14 protein-coding genes, 1 tRNA gene and 1 pseudogene are annotated in these 18024 nt (G+C 46.4%); 12 read left to right on the top strand and 4 right to left on the bottom strand.

Annotation, left to right across the window (positions count from 1 at the left end; all coding sequences use genetic code 11):
* A tRNA-Gly gene (locus WMO75_RS15245) sits at positions 1-71 on the top strand.
* Positions 72-142: 71 nt separating this feature from the next.
* On the opposite strand, the gene WMO75_RS15240 is transcribed toward WMO75_RS15245, so the two are convergent.
* Together WMO75_RS15240 and WMO75_RS15235 are read right to left on the bottom strand one after the other, a co-directional pair.
* Complete coding sequence (locus tag WMO75_RS15240; RefSeq protein ID WP_022214390.1) at positions 143-361, bottom strand: DUF378 domain-containing protein; 219 nt, start codon at positions 359-361, stop codon at positions 143-145.
* Positions 362-462: 101 nt separating this feature from the next.
* Complete coding sequence (locus WMO75_RS15235; RefSeq protein WP_118698741.1) at positions 463-1578, bottom strand: DUF5067 domain-containing protein; 1116 nt, start codon at positions 1576-1578, stop codon at positions 463-465.
* A 132-nt stretch (positions 1579-1710) separates the two neighbouring features.
* Between WMO75_RS15235 and WMO75_RS15230 the strand changes: the two genes are divergently transcribed.
* From WMO75_RS15230 to WMO75_RS15215, 4 genes are all read left to right on the top strand, one after another.
* Positions 1711-2640 carry an alpha/beta fold hydrolase gene (locus tag WMO75_RS15230; RefSeq protein WP_349078398.1) on the top strand — a complete coding sequence of 310 codons (930 nt, stop codon included), beginning with the start codon at positions 1711-1713 and terminating at the stop codon, positions 2638-2640.
* Positions 2641-2701: 61 nt separating this feature from the next.
* On the top strand, positions 2702-2851 hold the full coding sequence (locus tag WMO75_RS15225) for a hypothetical protein (RefSeq protein ID WP_227222255.1): 150 nt from the start codon (positions 2702-2704) through the stop codon (positions 2849-2851).
* Between the two features lie 64 nt (positions 2852-2915).
* Positions 2916-4490, top strand: coding sequence for a 4-alpha-glucanotransferase (malQ, locus tag WMO75_RS15220; protein ID WP_227222254.1), 1575 nt, complete (start codon positions 2916-2918; stop codon positions 4488-4490).
* Between the two features lie 30 nt (positions 4491-4520).
* Positions 4521-4976, top strand: coding sequence for a hypothetical protein (locus WMO75_RS15215; protein WP_118698738.1), 456 nt, complete (start codon positions 4521-4523; stop codon positions 4974-4976).
* A 40-nt stretch (positions 4977-5016) separates the two neighbouring features.
* On the opposite strand, the gene WMO75_RS15210 is transcribed toward WMO75_RS15215, so the two are convergent.
* A complete protein-coding gene (locus WMO75_RS15210; RefSeq protein ID WP_118698737.1) occupies positions 5017-5547 on the bottom strand; it encodes a VanZ family protein in 531 nt (176 codons plus the stop codon).
* A 181-nt stretch (positions 5548-5728) separates the two neighbouring features.
* Here WMO75_RS15210 and thyA point away from each other — a divergent pair, with 181 nt between their 5' ends.
* Both thyA and WMO75_RS15200 read left to right on the top strand, forming a co-directional pair.
* Positions 5729-6577, top strand: coding sequence for a thymidylate synthase (thyA, locus tag WMO75_RS15205; protein ID WP_118698736.1), 849 nt, complete (start codon positions 5729-5731; stop codon positions 6575-6577).
* Positions 6578-6617: 40 nt separating this feature from the next.
* On the top strand, positions 6618-7109 hold the full coding sequence (locus WMO75_RS15200) for a dihydrofolate reductase (protein ID WP_118252888.1): 492 nt from the start codon (positions 6618-6620) through the stop codon (positions 7107-7109).
* Positions 7110-7184: 75 nt separating this feature from the next.
* Here WMO75_RS15200 and WMO75_RS15195 read toward each other — a convergent pair whose 3' ends face one another.
* Positions 7185-8210, bottom strand: a complete 1026-nt coding sequence (locus tag WMO75_RS15195; RefSeq protein WP_022214398.1) for a branched-chain amino acid aminotransferase — start codon at positions 8208-8210, stop codon at positions 7185-7187.
* A 229-nt stretch (positions 8211-8439) separates the two neighbouring features.
* Here WMO75_RS15195 and ispG point away from each other — a divergent pair, with 229 nt between their 5' ends.
* The 5 genes and pseudogenes from ispG to WMO75_RS15170 form a co-directional block, all read left to right on the top strand.
* Positions 8440-9495, top strand: coding sequence for a flavodoxin-dependent (E)-4-hydroxy-3-methylbut-2-enyl-diphosphate synthase (ispG, locus tag WMO75_RS15190; RefSeq protein ID WP_022214399.1), 1056 nt, complete (start codon positions 8440-8442; stop codon positions 9493-9495).
* Positions 9496-9511: 16 nt separating this feature from the next.
* The gene (locus tag WMO75_RS15185; RefSeq protein ID WP_349078393.1) at positions 9512-14002 is read left to right on the top strand and encodes a PolC-type DNA polymerase III; all 4491 of its coding nucleotides are present in this window, start codon (positions 9512-9514) and stop codon (positions 14000-14002) included.
* 57 nt (positions 14003-14059) lie between these two features.
* The gene (locus WMO75_RS15180) at positions 14060-16015 is read left to right on the top strand and encodes a fructose-1,6-bisphosphatase (protein ID WP_118698734.1); all 1956 of its coding nucleotides are present in this window, start codon (positions 14060-14062) and stop codon (positions 16013-16015) included.
* A 13-nt stretch (positions 16016-16028) separates the two neighbouring features.
* On the top strand, positions 16029-17444 hold the full coding sequence (locus WMO75_RS15175) for an amidophosphoribosyltransferase (protein WP_118698733.1): 1416 nt from the start codon (positions 16029-16031) through the stop codon (positions 17442-17444).
* A gap of 51 nt (positions 17445-17495) precedes the next feature.
* Positions 17496-18024: pseudogene (locus WMO75_RS15170) on the top strand (YARHG domain-containing protein); the annotation flags it as partial.

The following is an 18024-nucleotide window of genomic DNA, read 5'->3' as shown; positions in this document are numbered from 1 at the left end:
GATAGTGGCGTAGTTGGTAACGCGCGACCTTGCCAAGGTCGAGACCGCGGGTTCGAGCCCCGTCTATCGCTCTTAAGGACTCTGAGAATTCAGAGTCCTTTTCTTTTTGTTCTGTACATCTGAGGGCTGTCAGCATAGATCTTCAGCTGACTTTTTCTTCGCCTGCAGTCGTCATTCCATAGAAAGAAAAAAGATAGAGACCACAGAGACCAACCAGAGCATAGATGATTCTGGAAAGCCAGCTCATACTTCCGAACAGAAGGGCAACGAGGTTCAGATTAAAAAATCCGATCAGCCCCCAGTTCAGAGCTCCGATAATAGAAATCGTCAGTGCAAAACAATTCAGAAATTTATTTCCCATAGATGCTCATCCTTTCCTTGTTGTTGTAATCTTTAGTATCCCAGAAAGCAAAAAAAATATTCGCAGCAAAAATGTACTGCGAATATTTTTTAAAAATTAATTTACTGAACTTTGAGAATCTGAGATGTAACTGTTCCACCGCCAATCGTGAAAGCTTCGCCTGCCTGGATCGTTACGTCGGACTGATCCTTGAGTGTAAATGCCTGGCAGACATTTACAGTCTGTCCTGGATTAACCTCTGCCATGAACTGGTCTACAGCAGTATCATTTTCTGCGAGAATCGCAGCTTCCAGAGCTTGTCCATTCTGTGTTGCCTGAAGATTGACATCTACCATGGCGCTGGAAGGTGAACTTCCGTTGTTGGTGTAATCATAGTAGACAAGGATGCAGGAATTTCCGGCATAGTCCTTGGTAACACGACATTTGGTGTAATGGATAGTGAATTTATCATTGCTCATATCAATAGTGCTGTCAGAAGTTGGCTGTGCATCAAGGTTTCCAGAATCAGAATTTTCAATCTCAGAGAGAGACTGGTGGATCTCATCCTGTACGTTGGTGAAGTTTGCAGACATTACTTTGACAGTTTCTGCATCGAGGGAAACAACTTTCCATTTGCCGTTCGCCTCAATCAGAGGGTAGTCAATATCAACTTCTGTATACTTGTCCTCGACAGAACCGGATTTCTCCTCGAGAAGAGAAGCAAGTTTCTGCTGAGTTTCTTCCTCTGTTATTGTCTCTCCTGCAAATGCAGTGGAAACGATCTGCTTGAGGAATTCTGTGATGGTTTCTTTGTAGATATCAGAACCGTCAATGTATTTGATATGTGCAGTGACAGTTGCTGTTCCGTTCTGGATGTTGAACCTGGTCTTCTTGATCTCGAAACTCATCTTCTGGTTGATGGTCTTGAAGAAGTTGGTGTAAGCAGTGCTTGTGATATCCGCGTTATCCAGTGCAGACATGTCATTGCTCTGCAGAAGTTCCTTCATACCATCAAAGTTCATTGCCTGAACATTTTCGAGATAGTTCTTGGTTGTGGAGATCGGTTTCTGACGTTCCATGAAATAGTATGCTGCCGCTCCGGCGACTGCGAGGATGAGAATGATCAGAAAGACGATCAGTCCGGTTTTCTTTTTTTTCTTTTTGGGAACTTTGATCTCTTCTGTTTCGGTAACAGATGCAGTATCAACAGTTTCCGGTTTATTTTTATTTTTTCGCATTATTGCCTCCTTTTTTTCTATTATAGCAGAGGAGAGCCTTACTTGACAAGGACAATTGCAGGCTCTAAAATTAACCTTAACAACAGAAAGAAAATGAGGGGATTTCTTTTTTACAAAGAGGAGGAAGTGCTTATGGCAAAAAAATACGAAGATTTTTTTCGGTCGGAAGCGGACGGGCTGGAGATCTCAGTCTTGTGTATCTGCCCGGAGGAGAAGCCGTATCGGGCGATCGTTCAGCTTGTTCACGGGATGTGTGAACATAAGGAACGTTACATACCATTTATGGAATATCTTGCAGAACAGGGATTTGTGACCGTGATCCATGACCACAGAGGACATGGAAGGAGTGTCCGTTCCAAAGATGATCTCGGATATATGTACGGTAGCGGAGCAGAGGGAATGCTTAAGGACATTGCGAAAGTAAATCATGACATCCGCAAATATTTCCCGGATCTTCCGCTGATCCTGATGGGACACAGTATGGGCTCGCTGGCAGTGAGGGCTTTTGCAAGTGAACATGATGACTGTCTGGATATGCTGATTGTATGCGGTTCACCGAGCGAAAACAAGGCAAGGATTCTTGGCAAAGCGATCGCAACGGCAGAGGGCAAAGTTCTGGGATATTGTCACAAGAGCCATGTGCTGGAGTCACTTTCTTTCGGTTCCTATGTATGGAAATTCCGAAAGGAAGGCAACAAAAATGCCTGGACCTGTTCAGATCCGGCAGTCTATCAGGCGTACACAGATTCCGAATTGTGCGGATTTACCTTTACAGACGATGCGTACATAGCACTTTTTGACCTTATGAAAAAAGCCTATGACATCCATAAATGGAGCTGCAAAAATCCAAGAATGCCGGTGCTTTTTATCAGCGGAGCCGAGGATCCGTGCCTTGGGAATGTCCGTAAGTTTTCCGGGGCAGTCCATGCGATGAGACGTGCGGGATATCTGGATGTAAAAGGCAAGCTTTATCCGGGAATGCGCCACGAGATCCTGAATGAAAAGGGCAAAGAAAGAGTCTGGAGAGATGTTGTGATCTATATGAAGAAGAAAGGATTCTGATATCCGGTGAATAAAAATCTGTTTTTTTCGAAATCCTAAAAACAAAAACGGAGATGTGGATGTGAGGAAAAAACAGATTTTTATGATGCTTTTGCTGGCAGTTTTCCTGACTTTAGCAGGGTGCCACGGTGAGAAACAAAGACAAGAAGAGGAACTGTTTGTAAGACAGGTAAGTGAAGAGGGCGTGTGCTCTCTTTTTTATTTATCTTGACTAAATGGGTATGGTATTGGTATAATGTGTTTTGTGAATATTTACCAGATTTGGAGGAGATAAAATGAGAGCAAGCGGCATTTTAATGGGTATATCCAGTATACCGTCAAAATACGGAATGGGATGTTTTTCAAAGGAAGCCTATGAATTTGTTGATCAACTGGAGCAGGCAGGACAGCAGTACTGGCAGATTCTTCCGTTAGGACCTACTGGATATGGAGATTCTCCTTATCAGTCCGTTTCTACTTTTGCAGGAAATCCGTATTTTATCAATTTGGAGGATCTGATCGAGAAGGGACTTCTGACCAGAGGGGAATGTGAGTCCTGTGACTGGGGTGGAAGCGAGTCTTATGTAGATTATGAAAAGATGTACATGTCCAGATATAAACTTCTTCGCAAAGCATATGAGAGAGCAGATCTTTCCAAGGATGAGGATTATGCAGATTTTCTGAAAGAAGAGCAGAACTGGCTGACAGATTACTGTCTGTTTATGGCGATCAAGAATGACCAGAAGGGTATCTGCTGGATCGACTGGCCGGAAGAACTCAAGGACCGTCATTCCAAAGCAGTCAGAGAAGCAGAGAAAGAGCTTGAAGAGGAGATCGATTTCTATCGTTTCCAGCAGTACTGCTTTACCACACAGTGGAGAAAGCTGAAAGCATACGCAAATGAGAAAGGTATCAGCATCATCGGCGATGTACCGATCTATGTGGCACTGGACAGCTCTGACGCATGGGCAAATCCGGAAATGCTGCAGTTTGACAAGGATCACAACCCGAAATCCGTAGCAGGATGCCCGCCAGATGCATTTTCTGCAACAGGACAGCTCTGGGGAAATCCTCTTTACGACTGGAAGAAATTAAAAGCGACAGGATATGACTGGTGGGTGCAGAGAATGCAGCACTGTCTTGAATTATACGATGTAGTGAGGATCGACCATTTCCGTGGCTTTGATGAATATTATGCGATCCCATACGGAGAGACGACCGCACAGAAGGGCAAATGGGAAAAAGGACCTGGAATGGATCTTTTCAATACCCTGAACAAAAAGATCGAGAACCTTCGCGTGATCGCAGAGGATCTTGGATTCCTGACAAAGAGCGTTCTGGAAATGCTCAAAGAAAGCGGCTATTCGGGAATGAAAGTCCTGCAGTTTGCTTTTGACGGAAGTGAGAACAGCTCTTATCTTCCATATAAATATGAACATAACTGCGTTGTCTATACAGGAACCCATGACAACGAGACGACCAAAGGATGGCTGGAAAACCTTCAGGGTCATGACAGAGACTTTGTAAGAGAATACATCAACTGCTATGAAGCACCGGTAAATGACTGTGTATGGGCACTGATCCGTACAGCTCTTGCAAGTGTGGCTGACCTGGCGATCATTCCGATCCAGGATTACCTCTGCCTTGGAAACGAAGCACGTATGAATGTACCGGCAACTTTGGGCGACAACTGGAAATGGAGACTGACCAAAGGACAGATTTCTGATATGATTCTGTATCATATGAGAGAGGTTACAAGAATCTATGGCCGTCTTTACAGAGAGCCGGTTGTTGAAACGGAAGAAGAGACCGAGGCTGACGAAAAAGAAGAATTGAACAATTCTGTAAAAGATGATAAGATAAAAAAATAATTTATTTTTTGCAAGTGAGAGGAGAAGCAGATGGAGGAACAGAACAAGCAGTCTGAACAGGAAACTTCCGGAGCAGAACCAAAGGAGCAGGGGACACCGACAAGAAGTTCCATTATCATGCTTCTTGCAGGTGTGTATCTTTTGTATACAGGATATAAGCTCTGTAAGGATGTACTGGATGGTGTGAATGGCAGCAGCTGGGGATTTTTTGCAGCGGGAGTCGGATTTCTGATCGTTGGAGTTGTTATGCTGGTGGTTGGCGGCAGAGACCTGATGAAGAAGGACAAGGCGAAGCGTGCAGCAGAAGCTGCAGCACAGGAGCAGATCCAGAAACAGCCGGAACCTGCAGAAGAGAAGAAATCTATGAGCATCGCACAGAGAGCACATCTGGCAGATGGACTTGACAATGAAAACGGAGATGACACAAATGCACAGGAAAGCAGTGTCTCCCTGGAAAAGAAACCAGAGGATGAAAAATCTGAATAAATCCTGTAAAATCACATAAGGATCAAAAATGCCGCAGACTTCAGGATCTGCGGCGTTTTTTACGCTTTTTTACAACTTTTTTCGGAGCATCCGGGTTATGTAAGGTTGACCAGCAGAAAAGCTGGACGAGGATGATCCCAATAAAAGCTCCACAGCTGTCAATGCAGACATCGCGGACAGCAGGGGTACGTCCTCCGACAAAAGACTGGTGGTATTCATCCAGTCCTGCAAATCCCACACAGAAGATCCCGGCGAGAAGAAACAGCCAGAAACCTCTCACGCGGTAAACGTAGAGCGGGAAAGAAATGGCAACAGCCAGAAGGAAATATTCTGTCATATGAGCTGCTTTTCGTACATAGAAGTGGATCTGGTCAGCTTCATAACTTAATTCATCGTAACTTTTTTCCTGGTGCAAAACCTCATTTTTGACCTCGACGATCTTGTAACTGATCTTGTAACTTAATTCCCCGGACACCTCCCCGGTCTGGGCTGAAAATGAAAAGATCAGGTACATCATAAGAAGCGCAGGCAGAAAAGATAAAGGCTTCAGTAATGTAATCAGTATTTTCATGGCACTAATAATAGCATGGAAGGTTCGAAATGTAAAGCCCGGGGAGATGTTACAGGCAGTTTTATCACGAACAAAACGCTGGTAAGAGACAGGGGGATATGCTATACTGAGTAGCAGAATGACGAATAAAAATACTGCTGACAGGGAGCTTTTGTGCGGCAGTATGAAAGGAGAAGTGTAAATGAGTTTAGCAGATGTTACTTTTATCAATATGTGCAAAGATGTAATAGAAAACGGAACCAGTACAGAAGGAGAGAAAGTCCGCCCGGTCTGGGAGGATGGAACTTCCGCGTATACGATCAAGAGATTCGGTGTTGTCAACCGCTATGATCTCCGTAAGGAATTTCCGGCACTGACACTCCGTAAGACAGCACTCAAGAGTGCGATGGACGAGATCTTATGGATCTGGCAGAAGAAATCCAACAATATCCATGACCTTCACAGCCATATCTGGGACAGCTGGGCAGATGAAGACGGCTCCATCGGCAAGGCATATGGTTATCAGCTTGGAGTCAAGCACCAGTACAAAGAAGGTATGATGGATCAGGTAGACCGTGTGTTATATGACCTTAAGAACAATCCGTACAGCCGCCGCATCATGACAAATATCTACGTGCATCAGGACCTTCATGAGATGAACCTTTATCCGTGTGCATATTCCATGACATTCAATGTGACCAAGGAACCAGGCAAGGATAAGCTTACATTAAATGCGGTACTGAACCAGCGTTCCCAGGATATCCTGGCGGCAAATAACTGGAATGTATGCCAGTATTCTATCCTTCTGATGATGATCGCGCAGGTTTGCGATATGGAAGCGGGAGAACTGGTCCATGTGATTGCAGACTGTCATATTTATGACCGTCATGTACCGGTCATCAAGGAACTGATCAGCCGTACACCATATCCGGCACCGACTGTGAAACTGAATCCGGAGATCAAAGATTTCTATGAGTTTACAACGGATGACCTAATCGTAGAAAACTATCAGACCTGGCCGCAGATCAAAAACATTCCAATCGCGATCTGATCGTCAGAAGAAACCAATAAAAACAGAAGGGGATTTTAACATGAATATTATCGTAGCAGCAGACAAAAACTGGGCCATCGGCAAAGATAACAAACTTCTTGTAAGCATCCCGGCAGACATGAAGATGTTCCGCCAGGAGACAACAGGCAAAGTCGTTGTCATGGGGCGCAAGACACTGGAAAGCTTTCCAAACGGACTTCCGCTCAAGAACAGAACCAATATTGTTCTTACCGGAAATAAAGATTACAAGGTAAAAGATGCTATTATCGTTCATACGATCGAGGAACTTCTGGAGGAAATTAAGAAATATCCGTCCGATCAGGTATACTGCATCGGTGGAGACAGTGTGTACAAACAGCTCCTTCCATACTGTGACACTGCACATGTGACCAAGATCGATTTTGCATACGAAGCAGACAGCTACTTCCCGAATCTTGACGAGATGCCGGAGTGGAAAGTGACTGCAGAAAGCGATGAGCAGACATATTTTGACCTGGAATATACATTCGTGAAATATGAGAGAGTAAAATAGGACAGTAAATTTCATAACAGAGCAAAAAACAAGGTGTGGAAAATTCTCCACACCTTGTCTGATCTAACGGGTAAATTATTCGATAACTTTGATCCATCCTTCTGGAGCTTCGATGCGTCCCATCTGGATACCTGTCAGTGTCTCGTACAGTTTCTTGGTTGTCGGTCCCATTTCTTCCATTCCACTTGGGAAATAGATTTCTTTGTCGTGGTCAACGATCTTGCCAACTGGAGAGATAACTGCAGCAGTTCCGCAAAGTCCGCATTCTGCGAAGTCTTTGACTTCATCCAGATATACTTCACGTTCCTCAACTTTGAGTCCGAGATAATGTTCAGCAACATAGATCAGGGAACGACGTGTGATGGATGGAAGGATGCTGTTGGACTTCGGTGTTACAACAGTGCCGTCTTTGGTTACGAAGATGAAGTTTGCTCCACCTGTCTCCTCAACTTTGGTTCTTGTTGCGGAGTCAAGGTACATGTTCTCATCGTATCCCTGACGATGTGCATCCATGATCGCATGAAGGCTCATTGCGTAGTTAAGACCAGCTTTGATGTGTCCTGTTCCATGCGGTGCAGCACGGTCAAAGTCTGTGACACGGATCGTGATCGGCTTTGCGCCACCCTTGAAGTATGGTCCTACTGGTGTGGTCAGGATACGGAACTGATATTCATCAGCCGGTTTAACACCGATAACCGGGTTGCTTCCGAACATGTACGGACGTACATACAGGGTTGCACCTGAGCCGTATGGCGGTACGTAAGCTTCGTTTGCTTTGATGGTCTTGACAACAGCATCTACAAAACGATCCTCCGGGAATACTGGCATTTCCAGTCTCCTTGCGGAGTTTGCAAGACGCTCTGCGTTGAGGTCAGGACGGAAAGTAACGATATGTCCGTCTTCTGTTGTATAGGCTTTCATGCCTTCGAATACAGTCTGTGCATACTGGAAAACACAGGCACATTCATTCAGTACTACATTCGGGTCTGTGGTCAGTTCTCCTTCATCCCATTTGCCGTCCTTGAAGTTGGCAACATAACGATAATCTGTCGGGATATAGCCGAATCCTATGCTGCCCCAGTCAATGTTCTTTTTTTCCATAATATATATTCCTCCATTCCGTATGGCTGTCATTGTTACTGTTCATTCTGTTTGCAGTAACTTTTGTTTTTATTTTAGCACTTTATTGTGGTGACTTCAATGAAAACTTGTATTTTATACCCCAGTTCGTTATAATATGAAGCAGAGAAGGGGCAGTCTCTCTGAAGGCGGCTCCGTTTTTTTCAGAAAATCAGGTGTATGTGAAATACGATAAAATGGAGGGAAACTTATGTATCGCGACCATACAAAGGTAGTACAGATAGGAAACAGAAAGATCGGAGGAGGAAACCCTGTCCTTATCCAGTCTATGACAAATACCAAGACAGAAGATGTGGAGGCAACTGTCCGTCAGATCCTTGAACTGGAGGCGGCAGGATGTGAGATCATCCGCTGTGCAGTTCCGACAATGGAAGCTGCCGAGGCACTCCGTGAGATCAAGAAACAGATCCACATTCCGCTTGTGGCAGATATCCATTTTGATTATCGCCTTGCGATCGCAGCAATGGAGAACGGCGCAGACAAGATCCGTATCAATCCGGGCAACATCGGAAGCAGAGACAGGATCCAGGCAGTCGTAGATGTTGCAAAGGAGAGAAATATTCCGATCCGTGTCGGCGTCAACAGCGGTTCTCTTGAGAAAGAACTGGTGGAGAAATACCATGGAGTTACTGCCGAGGGACTGGTAGAGAGTGCACTGGACAAAGTCCATATCATAGAAGAAATGGGCTATGACAATCTGGTCATCAGCATCAAATCCTCTGATGTCATGATGTGTGCCAGGGCGCATGAACTGATCGCCCAGAAGACCGACCACCCGCTTCACGTAGGGATCACAGAGGCAGGAACTTTGTATTCCGGAAATATCAAATCAGCAGTCGGACTCGGGATCATTCTGTATCAGGGAATCGGTGACACGATCCGCGTTTCCCTGACAGGAGCTCCGCTTGAAGAGATCAAATCAGCCAAACGAATCCTCAAGACACTGGGGCTTCGCAAAGGAGGCATTGAAGTTGTGTCCTGTCCAACCTGCGGCCGTACCCGTATCGACCTGATCGGCCTTGCAAACAAGGTAGAGGCGATGGTTCAGGACATTCCGCTGGATATCAAAGTAGCGGTCATGGGCTGCGTAGTCAATGGACCGGGAGAAGCGAAGGAAGCGGATATCGGAATCGCCGGTGGAGTCGGTGTAGGACTTCTGATCAAAAAAGGAGAAATCGTAAAGAAAGTACCGGAGGAAGAACTTCTGGATACGTTAAGAGACGAACTGCTCCACTGGGAAGCGTAAGAAAGAGGCATCAGACATGGAAAAAGAATTTTTTGACGTATTTCCAAGCCTGAAGTTGAAAGATCAGCTAAAAGAATGGCTGGAAATGGTCACAGTTTCCAGGGTGACCTGCAATCCTGCAAAAACAAGGCTCTGGGTCTACATCCACAGTGAACGCTGGATCCACAAGAAGTTTATTTTTGCACTGGAAGATCAGATCGAACGGCAGTGTTTCCCGGGAATGGAGATGTGCGTGACTGTGATCGAGAGATTTCATCTGTCGAAGCAGTATTCTCCGTCGAATTTCCTCGAGATCTACCGTGCCAGCATGGAACTGGAACTGAAAAATTACAATATGCTGGAATATAATCTGTTCAAGCGGGCGCAGATTACTTTCCCATCAGATGAGGAGATGGATCTGGTCCTTCCGGATTCTGTGATTTCAAGGGAAAAAAGCGAGATCCTTGTGGAATATCTGCATAAGGTTTTTTGCGAGCGCTGTGGAATGAATCTTAAGATCAACCTTGATTTCCAGGAAGTACAGGAGAGCAAGTACCGCAGAAATGCTGCACTTCAGATCCGGCAGGAAGTTGCCAATGTCTTGAAACATGCAAAACTGACTCCGGAGACTGCCGAAGCACAGGAAAACACAGCAGAAGAAGCGACAAAGGAAAAATCCGACAGTTCCAAAACAAAGGACACCAAAAAATCCGGACAGGAACAGAAATCGAAGTTTTTTGACAAGAAAAAAGGACAGCAGAACGATTATCGTGGAGGCTTCCGTAAGGACAGCAATCCGGACGTTGTATATGGAAGGGATTTTGAAGGAGATACGATCCCGCTGGAGTCAATCACCGGTGAGATGGGCGAGGTCATGATCCGCTGTCAGGTAGAAGAAGTAGAGGCAAGAGAGATCCGAAACGAGAAGACGATCCTGATCCTTACTGTCACAGATTTTACGGATTCCATTGTGATCAAGATGTTCCTTCGAAATGAACAGGTTCCGGAAGTGACCGAACATGTCAGGAAAGGTGCGTTCCTGAAATTCAAGGGTGTCACCACGATCGATCGTTTTGACAGTGAGCTGACGATCGGTTCGATCTCCGGGATCAAGAAGATCGCAGATTTCAGGAGCATGAGGATGGACACCAGTCCGCAGAAGCGAGTCGAGCTTCACTGCCATACCAAGATGAGCGATATGGATGGTGTTACCACAGCGAAGGATCTCGTCAAGCGTGCGTATGAATGGGGACACAAGGCGATCGCGATCACGGACCATGGCGTTGTACAGGCATTCCCGGAGGCAAACCACTGCTTTGATGCATGGGGCGGCTGTGTGCCGAAGGACTCTGATTTCAAGGTACTCTACGGTATGGAAGCGTATCTCGTAGATGACCTCAAGGGGATCGTTACCAACAGCGAGGGACAGTCGATGGACGGCAAATTTGTCGTATTTGATATCGAGACGACAGGATTTTCCCCGCTGACCTGCGAGATCATTGAGATCGGTGCGGTACGTGTCGAAAAGGGCGTGATCACAGACCGTTTTTCCACTTTTGTCAATCCGAAGGTTCCGATCCCGTACAGGATCGAGCAGTTGACCAGCATCAATGATTCTATGGTCATGGATGCACCGGATATCCAGACAATCCTTCCGAAGTTTCTGGAATTTTGTGAGGGCGCGGTCATGGTTGCGCACAATGCAGACTTTGATATGAGTTTTATCATTGAGAACTGCAAGCGTCAGGGACTTCCACAGGAATATACGTATGTGGACACCGTTGGAATGGCACGATTCCTTCTGCCGGCACTGAACCGATTCAAGCTGGATACGGTTGCCAAAGCAGTCGGTGTTTCTCTGGACCATCACCACAGGGCAGTAGATGATGCGGCATGTACGGCCGAGATCTTTGTGCGGTTTGTGGAGATGCTTCGGGAGAGGGATATTTTTGATGTAGATACGCTGAATGAGCAGGGAAATGTCTCTGTCAACACGATCAAGAAACTCCCGACTTATCATGCAATCATCCTTGCCAGAAATGAGACAGGACGCGTGAACCTGTACAAACTGGTAAGCCAGTCTCATCTGAAATATTACAGAAGGCGGCCTCGTGTGCCGAAGAGCCTTTTCCTTGAACTCAGAGAGGGACTTCTGATCGGAAGTGCCTGCGAAGCGGGCGAACTGTATCAGGCACTGCTTCGAAATGCACCGGAACCGGAGATCGCGAGACTTGTCAATTTTTATGATTATCTGGAGATCCAGCCGCTTGGAAACAATGCGTTTATGATCGCAGATGAAAAAAATGACCGCGTGAATTCCAATGAGGACCTGATCGAGATCAACAAGAAGATCGTCAAACTGGGAGACCAGTTCAAGAAACCGGTCGTTGCGACCTGTGACGTACACTTTATGGATCCGGAGGATGAGATCTACCGACGGATCATCATGGCAGGAAACGGTTTCTCGGATGCAGATAATCAGGCCCCGCTTTATCTCCGCACTACAGAGGAGATGCTGGAGGAATTTTCCTATCTGGGAAGTGAGAAGGCGGAAGAAGTCGTTATCACGAACACAAATAAGATCGCGGATATGATCGAGAAGATCTCCCCGATTCATCCGGACAAGTTCCCTCCGGTCATCGAGAATTCCGACCAGGATCTCAAGGATATCTGCTTCAATAAAGCGCATGAGATGTACGGAGAAAACCTTCCGGAGATCGTGGAGGAACGACTGAACCGAGAACTGAACTCTATCATTTCCAATGGATATGCCGTTATGTATATCATCGCACAGAAACTGGTATGGAAGTCCAATGAGGATGGTTATCTGGTAGGCTCGCGAGGATCAGTAGGATCTTCGCTCGCGGCGACGATGTCCGGTATCACGGAGGTTAATCCGCTTCCGCCACATTATCTGTGCCCGAACTGCAAATATCATGATTTTGATTCGCCGGAGGTAAAGAAATTCGGCGGTATGGCAGGTTGCGATATGCCGGATAAGATCTGCCCGAAATGCGGCACGAAGCTGAACAAAGAAGGATTTGATATCCCGTTCGAGACATTCCTTGGTTTCAAGGGTGACAAGGAGCCGGATATCGACCTGAACTTCTCCGGAGAATATCAGGCGAATGCGCACAGATATACAGAGGTTATCTTCGGAAAAGGTCAGACATTCAAGGCTGGTACGATTGGTACCCTGGCAGAGAAAACGGCATTCGGTTATGTCAAGAATTATTACGAAGAGCGTGGCCAGCACAAGCGTTACTGCGAGATCAACCGGATCGTCAAGGGCTGTACGGGAATCCGAAGAACGACAGGCCAGCATCCGGGTGGAATCATCGTTCTTCCGGTAGGTGTAGAGATCGAGAAATTCACACCGGTACAGCATCCGGCAAACGACGAAAACAGTGATATCATCACGACACATTTCGACTATCATTCCATTGACGGAAACCTTCTGAAACTTGATATTCTAGGACACGATGATCCGACAATGATCCGTATGCTCGAGGACCTTACAGGCTTAAGTGCCCGTGATGTACCTCTGGACAGCAAAGAAGTCATGTCGCTTTTTGCAAGTACGGATGCATTGGGAATCAAACCGGAGGATATCGGCGGCTGTAAACTGGGATGCCTTGGAATCCCGGAGTTTGGTACAGATTTCGCGATGCAGATGTTGATCGACACGAAGCCGAAATATTTTTCTGATCTTGTTCGTATCGCGGGTCTGTCTCATGGTACGGACGTATGGCTTGGAAATGCGCAGACTCTGATTGAGGAGGGCAAGGCGACGATTTCCACTGCGATCTGTACGCGAGATGATATCATGATCTACCTTATCAGCATGGGCGTAGAGAGCAGTCTTGCGTTTACCATCATGGAGAGTGTCCGTAAGGGTAAGGGACTTCGTGATGAGTGGGAAACTACCATGAGAGAACATAAGGTTCCGGAATGGTACATCTGGTCCTGCAAAAAGATCAAGTACATGTTCCCGAAAGCGCATGCGGCGGCTTACGTTATGATGGCGTGGAGGATCGCGTGGTTCAAGGTGTTCAAGCCGCTGGCATATTATGCGGCATTTTTCAGTATCCGTGCGACGGCTTTTTCCTATGAGACCATGTGTATGGGAAGGGAACGTCTGGACTATTATCTTGCAGAGATCCGCAAAAAAGGCGACGAGGCTTCCAAGAAAGAACAGGATTCGATCCGTGACATGAGGATCGTACAGGAAATGTACGCGAGAGGGATCGAATTCCTTCCGATCGATCTGTACAAGGCAAAAGCAAACAGATTCCAGATCATTGACGGCAAGCTGATGCCGGCACTGAACTGTATCGACGGAATGGGTGACAAGGCGGCAGAAGCAGTTGTAGATGCTGCAAAGCAGGGCAAATTCCTGTCAAAAGATGACTTCCGCGACAGGACAAAGGTCAGCAAGACAGTCATTGACCTGATGGACGACCTGGGAATTTTTGGGGATATCCCGCAGTCCAATCAGTTTTCATTATTTGACAATGTGCTTGTCTGAAATTTGGGATTACCGGTATGGGGACCGGATATGCTACCATAGTTAAAGGAGAAGAAGATGAAAAAAGAGGAATTAAGGTATTTACAGAGACTGGCAGAACTGTATCCGACGATCGGAAAGGCATCGACAGAGATCATTAATCTGCAGTCTATTCTGAACCTTCCAAAAGGAACAGAACACTTTATGTCAGATATCCATGGAGAATATGAGGCATTTGCCCATGTGCTCCGCAACGGTTCGGGTGCAGTCCGCAAGAAGATCGACGATGTATTCGGACATACCTTAAGCAACAGTGACAAGCGTGCGCTGGCTACGCTTATCTACTATCCGAAAGAAAAGATGCGTCTGGTCAAAAAGATAGAAGAAGATATGGAAAATTGGTACAAGATCACGTTGTACCGTCTGATCGAAGTCTGCAAGACCACTGCATCCAAATATACCCGATCCAAAGTCCGCAAGGCACTGCCGGCAGATTATGCTTATGTGATCGAGGAACTGATCACGGAGAAGGCAGAAGTCCTGGACAAAGAAGCTTATTATGATTCTATCGTAAATACGATCATTGAGATCGGCCGTGCGGAGAATTTCATCATAGCCCTGGCAGAGCTGATCCAGCGTCTTGTTGTCGATCACCTTCATATTCTGGGAGATATTTTTGACCGTGGACCGGGACCTCATTTCATTATGGACCGTCTGATGGAGTACCATTCTCTGGACATTCAGTGGGGAAATCATGATGCAGTCTGGATGGGAGCAGCTGTTGGACAGCAGTCCTGCATCGCAACAGTCCTCAGAAACAGTCTCCGCTATGGAAATCAGGATATCCTGGAGGATGGATATGGGATCAACCTTCTGCCGCTTGCAACGTTTGCGATGGAAGTATACAAGGATGATCCGTGCAGTGTGTTTGAGATGAAGGGAACTTCTAATTATAATGCAGCCGAGAAAGACCTTGGACAGAAGATGCACAAGGCGATCGCTATCATCCAGTTCAAACTGGAAGGCCAGCTCATCCGCCGTCATAAGGAATTCCACATGGAAAACCGCTGTCTGCTCCATCGGATCGATCCGGAAAAATGCACGATCACACTTCCTGACGGTAAGGAATATCCACTGCTGGATACAAATTTCCCGACGATCGACTGGAAGAAGCCATATGAGCTGAGCGCAGGTGAGAAGGACGTGATGGAACGTCTGGAATCTGCATTCCGTAACTGTGAGAAGTTGCAGAAACATATGAGCCTTCTGCTTGACAAAGGCGGTCTCTACAAGACTTTCAACGGAAATCTTCTGTTCCACGGATGTATTCCTTTGAATGAGGATGGAAGTCTCAAGGAAGTCCAGATCTATGGCAAGACTTACAAGGGCAAAGAACTCTATGATGTACTGGAGGCTTATGTAAGGAGAGCGTTTTTTGCTGTGGACAACGAAGAGCAGCGTAAGGGCAGGGATATCCTCTGGTTTATCTGGGCGAGCCCGAACTCCCCGTTGTTCGGCAAAGACAAGATGACAACATTTGAAAGATATTTTATTGCAGACAAGGCAACGCACAAAGAAGTGAAAGGTGCATATTATCGTCTTCTGGAAAACGAAGAAGTGATAGACAGTCTTCTCAGAGAGTTTGGACTGGATCCTGCGAAGGGGCACATCATCAACGGACATGTGCCGGTACATCAGGGAGAAGGCGAGAGCCCGGTCAAATGCGGCGGCAAAGTTATTGTCATCGACGGTGGTTTTTGCAAAGCATACCACAAGGTTACCGGAATTGCAGGATACACACTGGTATACAATTCCTACGGACTGATCCTCTGTGCACATGAGTCATTTACTTCTGCGGAAGATGCGGTTTCAAAAGAAAGTGATATTGTTTCCAACCGGGTAGCGGTTCATTATACAACAAAGAGAAGACTGGTAGGAGATACAGATACCGGAATTGCTCTCAAGGAAAAGATTGGCGAGCTGATGCAGCTTCTGGACGCATACCGGCGAGGAATCATCAAAGAGAAAAAATAAGGAGAAAAACGACATGGGTGGAATTTTTGGAGTAGCTTCAAAAACCAGCTGCGTGCTGGATTTGTTTTTTGGAATTGATTATCATTCTCATCTGGGAACCAGAAGAGGCGGAATGGCAGTGTATGATCCGGAGAAAGGTTTTGACCGTGCGATACATAATATCGAAAACTCACCGTTCCGTACCAAATTTGACAAAGATGTTTCTGAACTGCAGGGGAATTTTGGAATCGGCTGTATCTCAGATAATGAACCACAGCCGCTCCTGGTCCGTTCTCATCTTGGGAATTTTGCGATCACAACAGTCGGCAAGATCAACAATATGGAAGAACTGATCGAGAAATGCTTCAAAGACGGATGTACACATTTCCTTGAAATGAGCGGGGGAAACGTAAATCCTACAGAAATGGTCGCATCTCTTATCAACACCAAGGATTCTATTGCAGAGGGGATCCGTTACGCACAGGAAGTGATCGACGGTTCGATGACGATGCTGCTTCTGACTCCGAAAGGACTGATCGCAGCCAGAGACCGCCTGGGACGTACACCGCTGATCATCGGACGCAAGGAGGATGCACGCTGTGTTTCTTTTGAGAGCCATGCATACATTAATCTTGGATACGAAGATGAGAAATCTCTGGGACCTGGCGAGATCGTTTTTGTGACTTCGGAAGGAATCGAAACGCTTCAGAAACCAGGAGAAAAGATGCGTATCTGTTCCTTCCTCTGGGTATACTATGGATATCCGACTTCGACCTACGAAGGTGTCAATGTAGAGGAAATGCGTTATAAATGTGGTGATATGCTCGCCGAGAGAGATGCAGGACAGGTGCATCCTGACATTGTAGCCGGTGTCCCGGATTCCGGAATCGCCCATGCGATCGGTTATGCGAACCGTTCCGGTGTACCTTTTGCCCGTCCGTTTATCAAATATACACCGACCTGGCCGCGTTCTTTCATGCCGACACAGCAGAGCCAGAGAAACCTGATCGCCAGAATGAAACTGATCCCGGTGCACAAACTGATTAAGGACAAGAGCCTTTTGATGATTGACGATTCTATTGTCCGCGGTACACAGCTTCGCGAGACAACAGAATTTCTTTACCGCAACGGTGCGAAGGAAGTACATATCCGTCCTGCCTGCCCGCCGCTGCTTTATGGATGTAAATATCTGAATTTCTCCCGTTCCAAATCCGAGATGGATCTGATCACCAGGAGAGTGATCGCGAAGAGAGAGGGAGAGAATGTAGATGACAAGATCCTTGCGGACTATGCAGATCCGGATTCCACGAACTACAAGGAGATGCTGGAGGAGATCCGTAAGGAACTTAATTTTACCACCCTGAAATATCATCGTCTGGACGATCTGACTGCATCCATAGATATTGAACCATGTAAGCTCTGCACATACTGCTGGAGCGGAAAAGAGTAACAAAGACAGAGGCTTCTGGTAAGGAACTGTCGGAAAATCGAGGTGACACAGATGAGAAAAAAACAAAGACTTAAGATACTGCTGAAGATCCTGATCTCACTTTTTATTATATTTGGTGCAGCTGCAATTCTGCTGGCAGGAATCAGAAAGACCAGGATCGAGGCAAGACAAAAGCAGGAGGCGATGGAGGCACTTAAGAATGTACCGACGGCAGCTCCGACTGCTTCTGTGACACCTTCTCCGAGTCCGACTCCGAGTCCGACAGCAACACCGACCCCGGTTCCGACGGTCGTGGCGGCTTTTGACCCGAATGATTTCTGGGATTACTGGTACAGTACGGATGGAACTGCAACGATCAATGTCTACGACATCAGTCTGGATAAGATTTCGTTCAGTTTTTATCAGACCGACCGCAATCAGAGCCAGTCTGTTACGGCAGATGTTACGGCAGAAGTAGCCGGAAATGCAGCAAGATTTTATTTTAACGACTCTGAGGGAAACAGGGCTGCCGGGAATATTATTTTTGATAAAGGACAGCTGTATGTAAGGATTGCGACAGGTGACCCGGTCAGCAGCGTTT

This window comes from Blautia intestinihominis (assembly GCF_040096655.1).
In the GTDB taxonomy this organism is placed as follows: domain Bacteria; phylum Bacillota; class Clostridia; order Lachnospirales; family Lachnospiraceae; genus Blautia_A; species Blautia_A intestinihominis.
The sequence above is the reverse complement of the archived record's forward strand: the minus strand, read 5'-3'. Positions and strand labels throughout refer to the sequence as shown.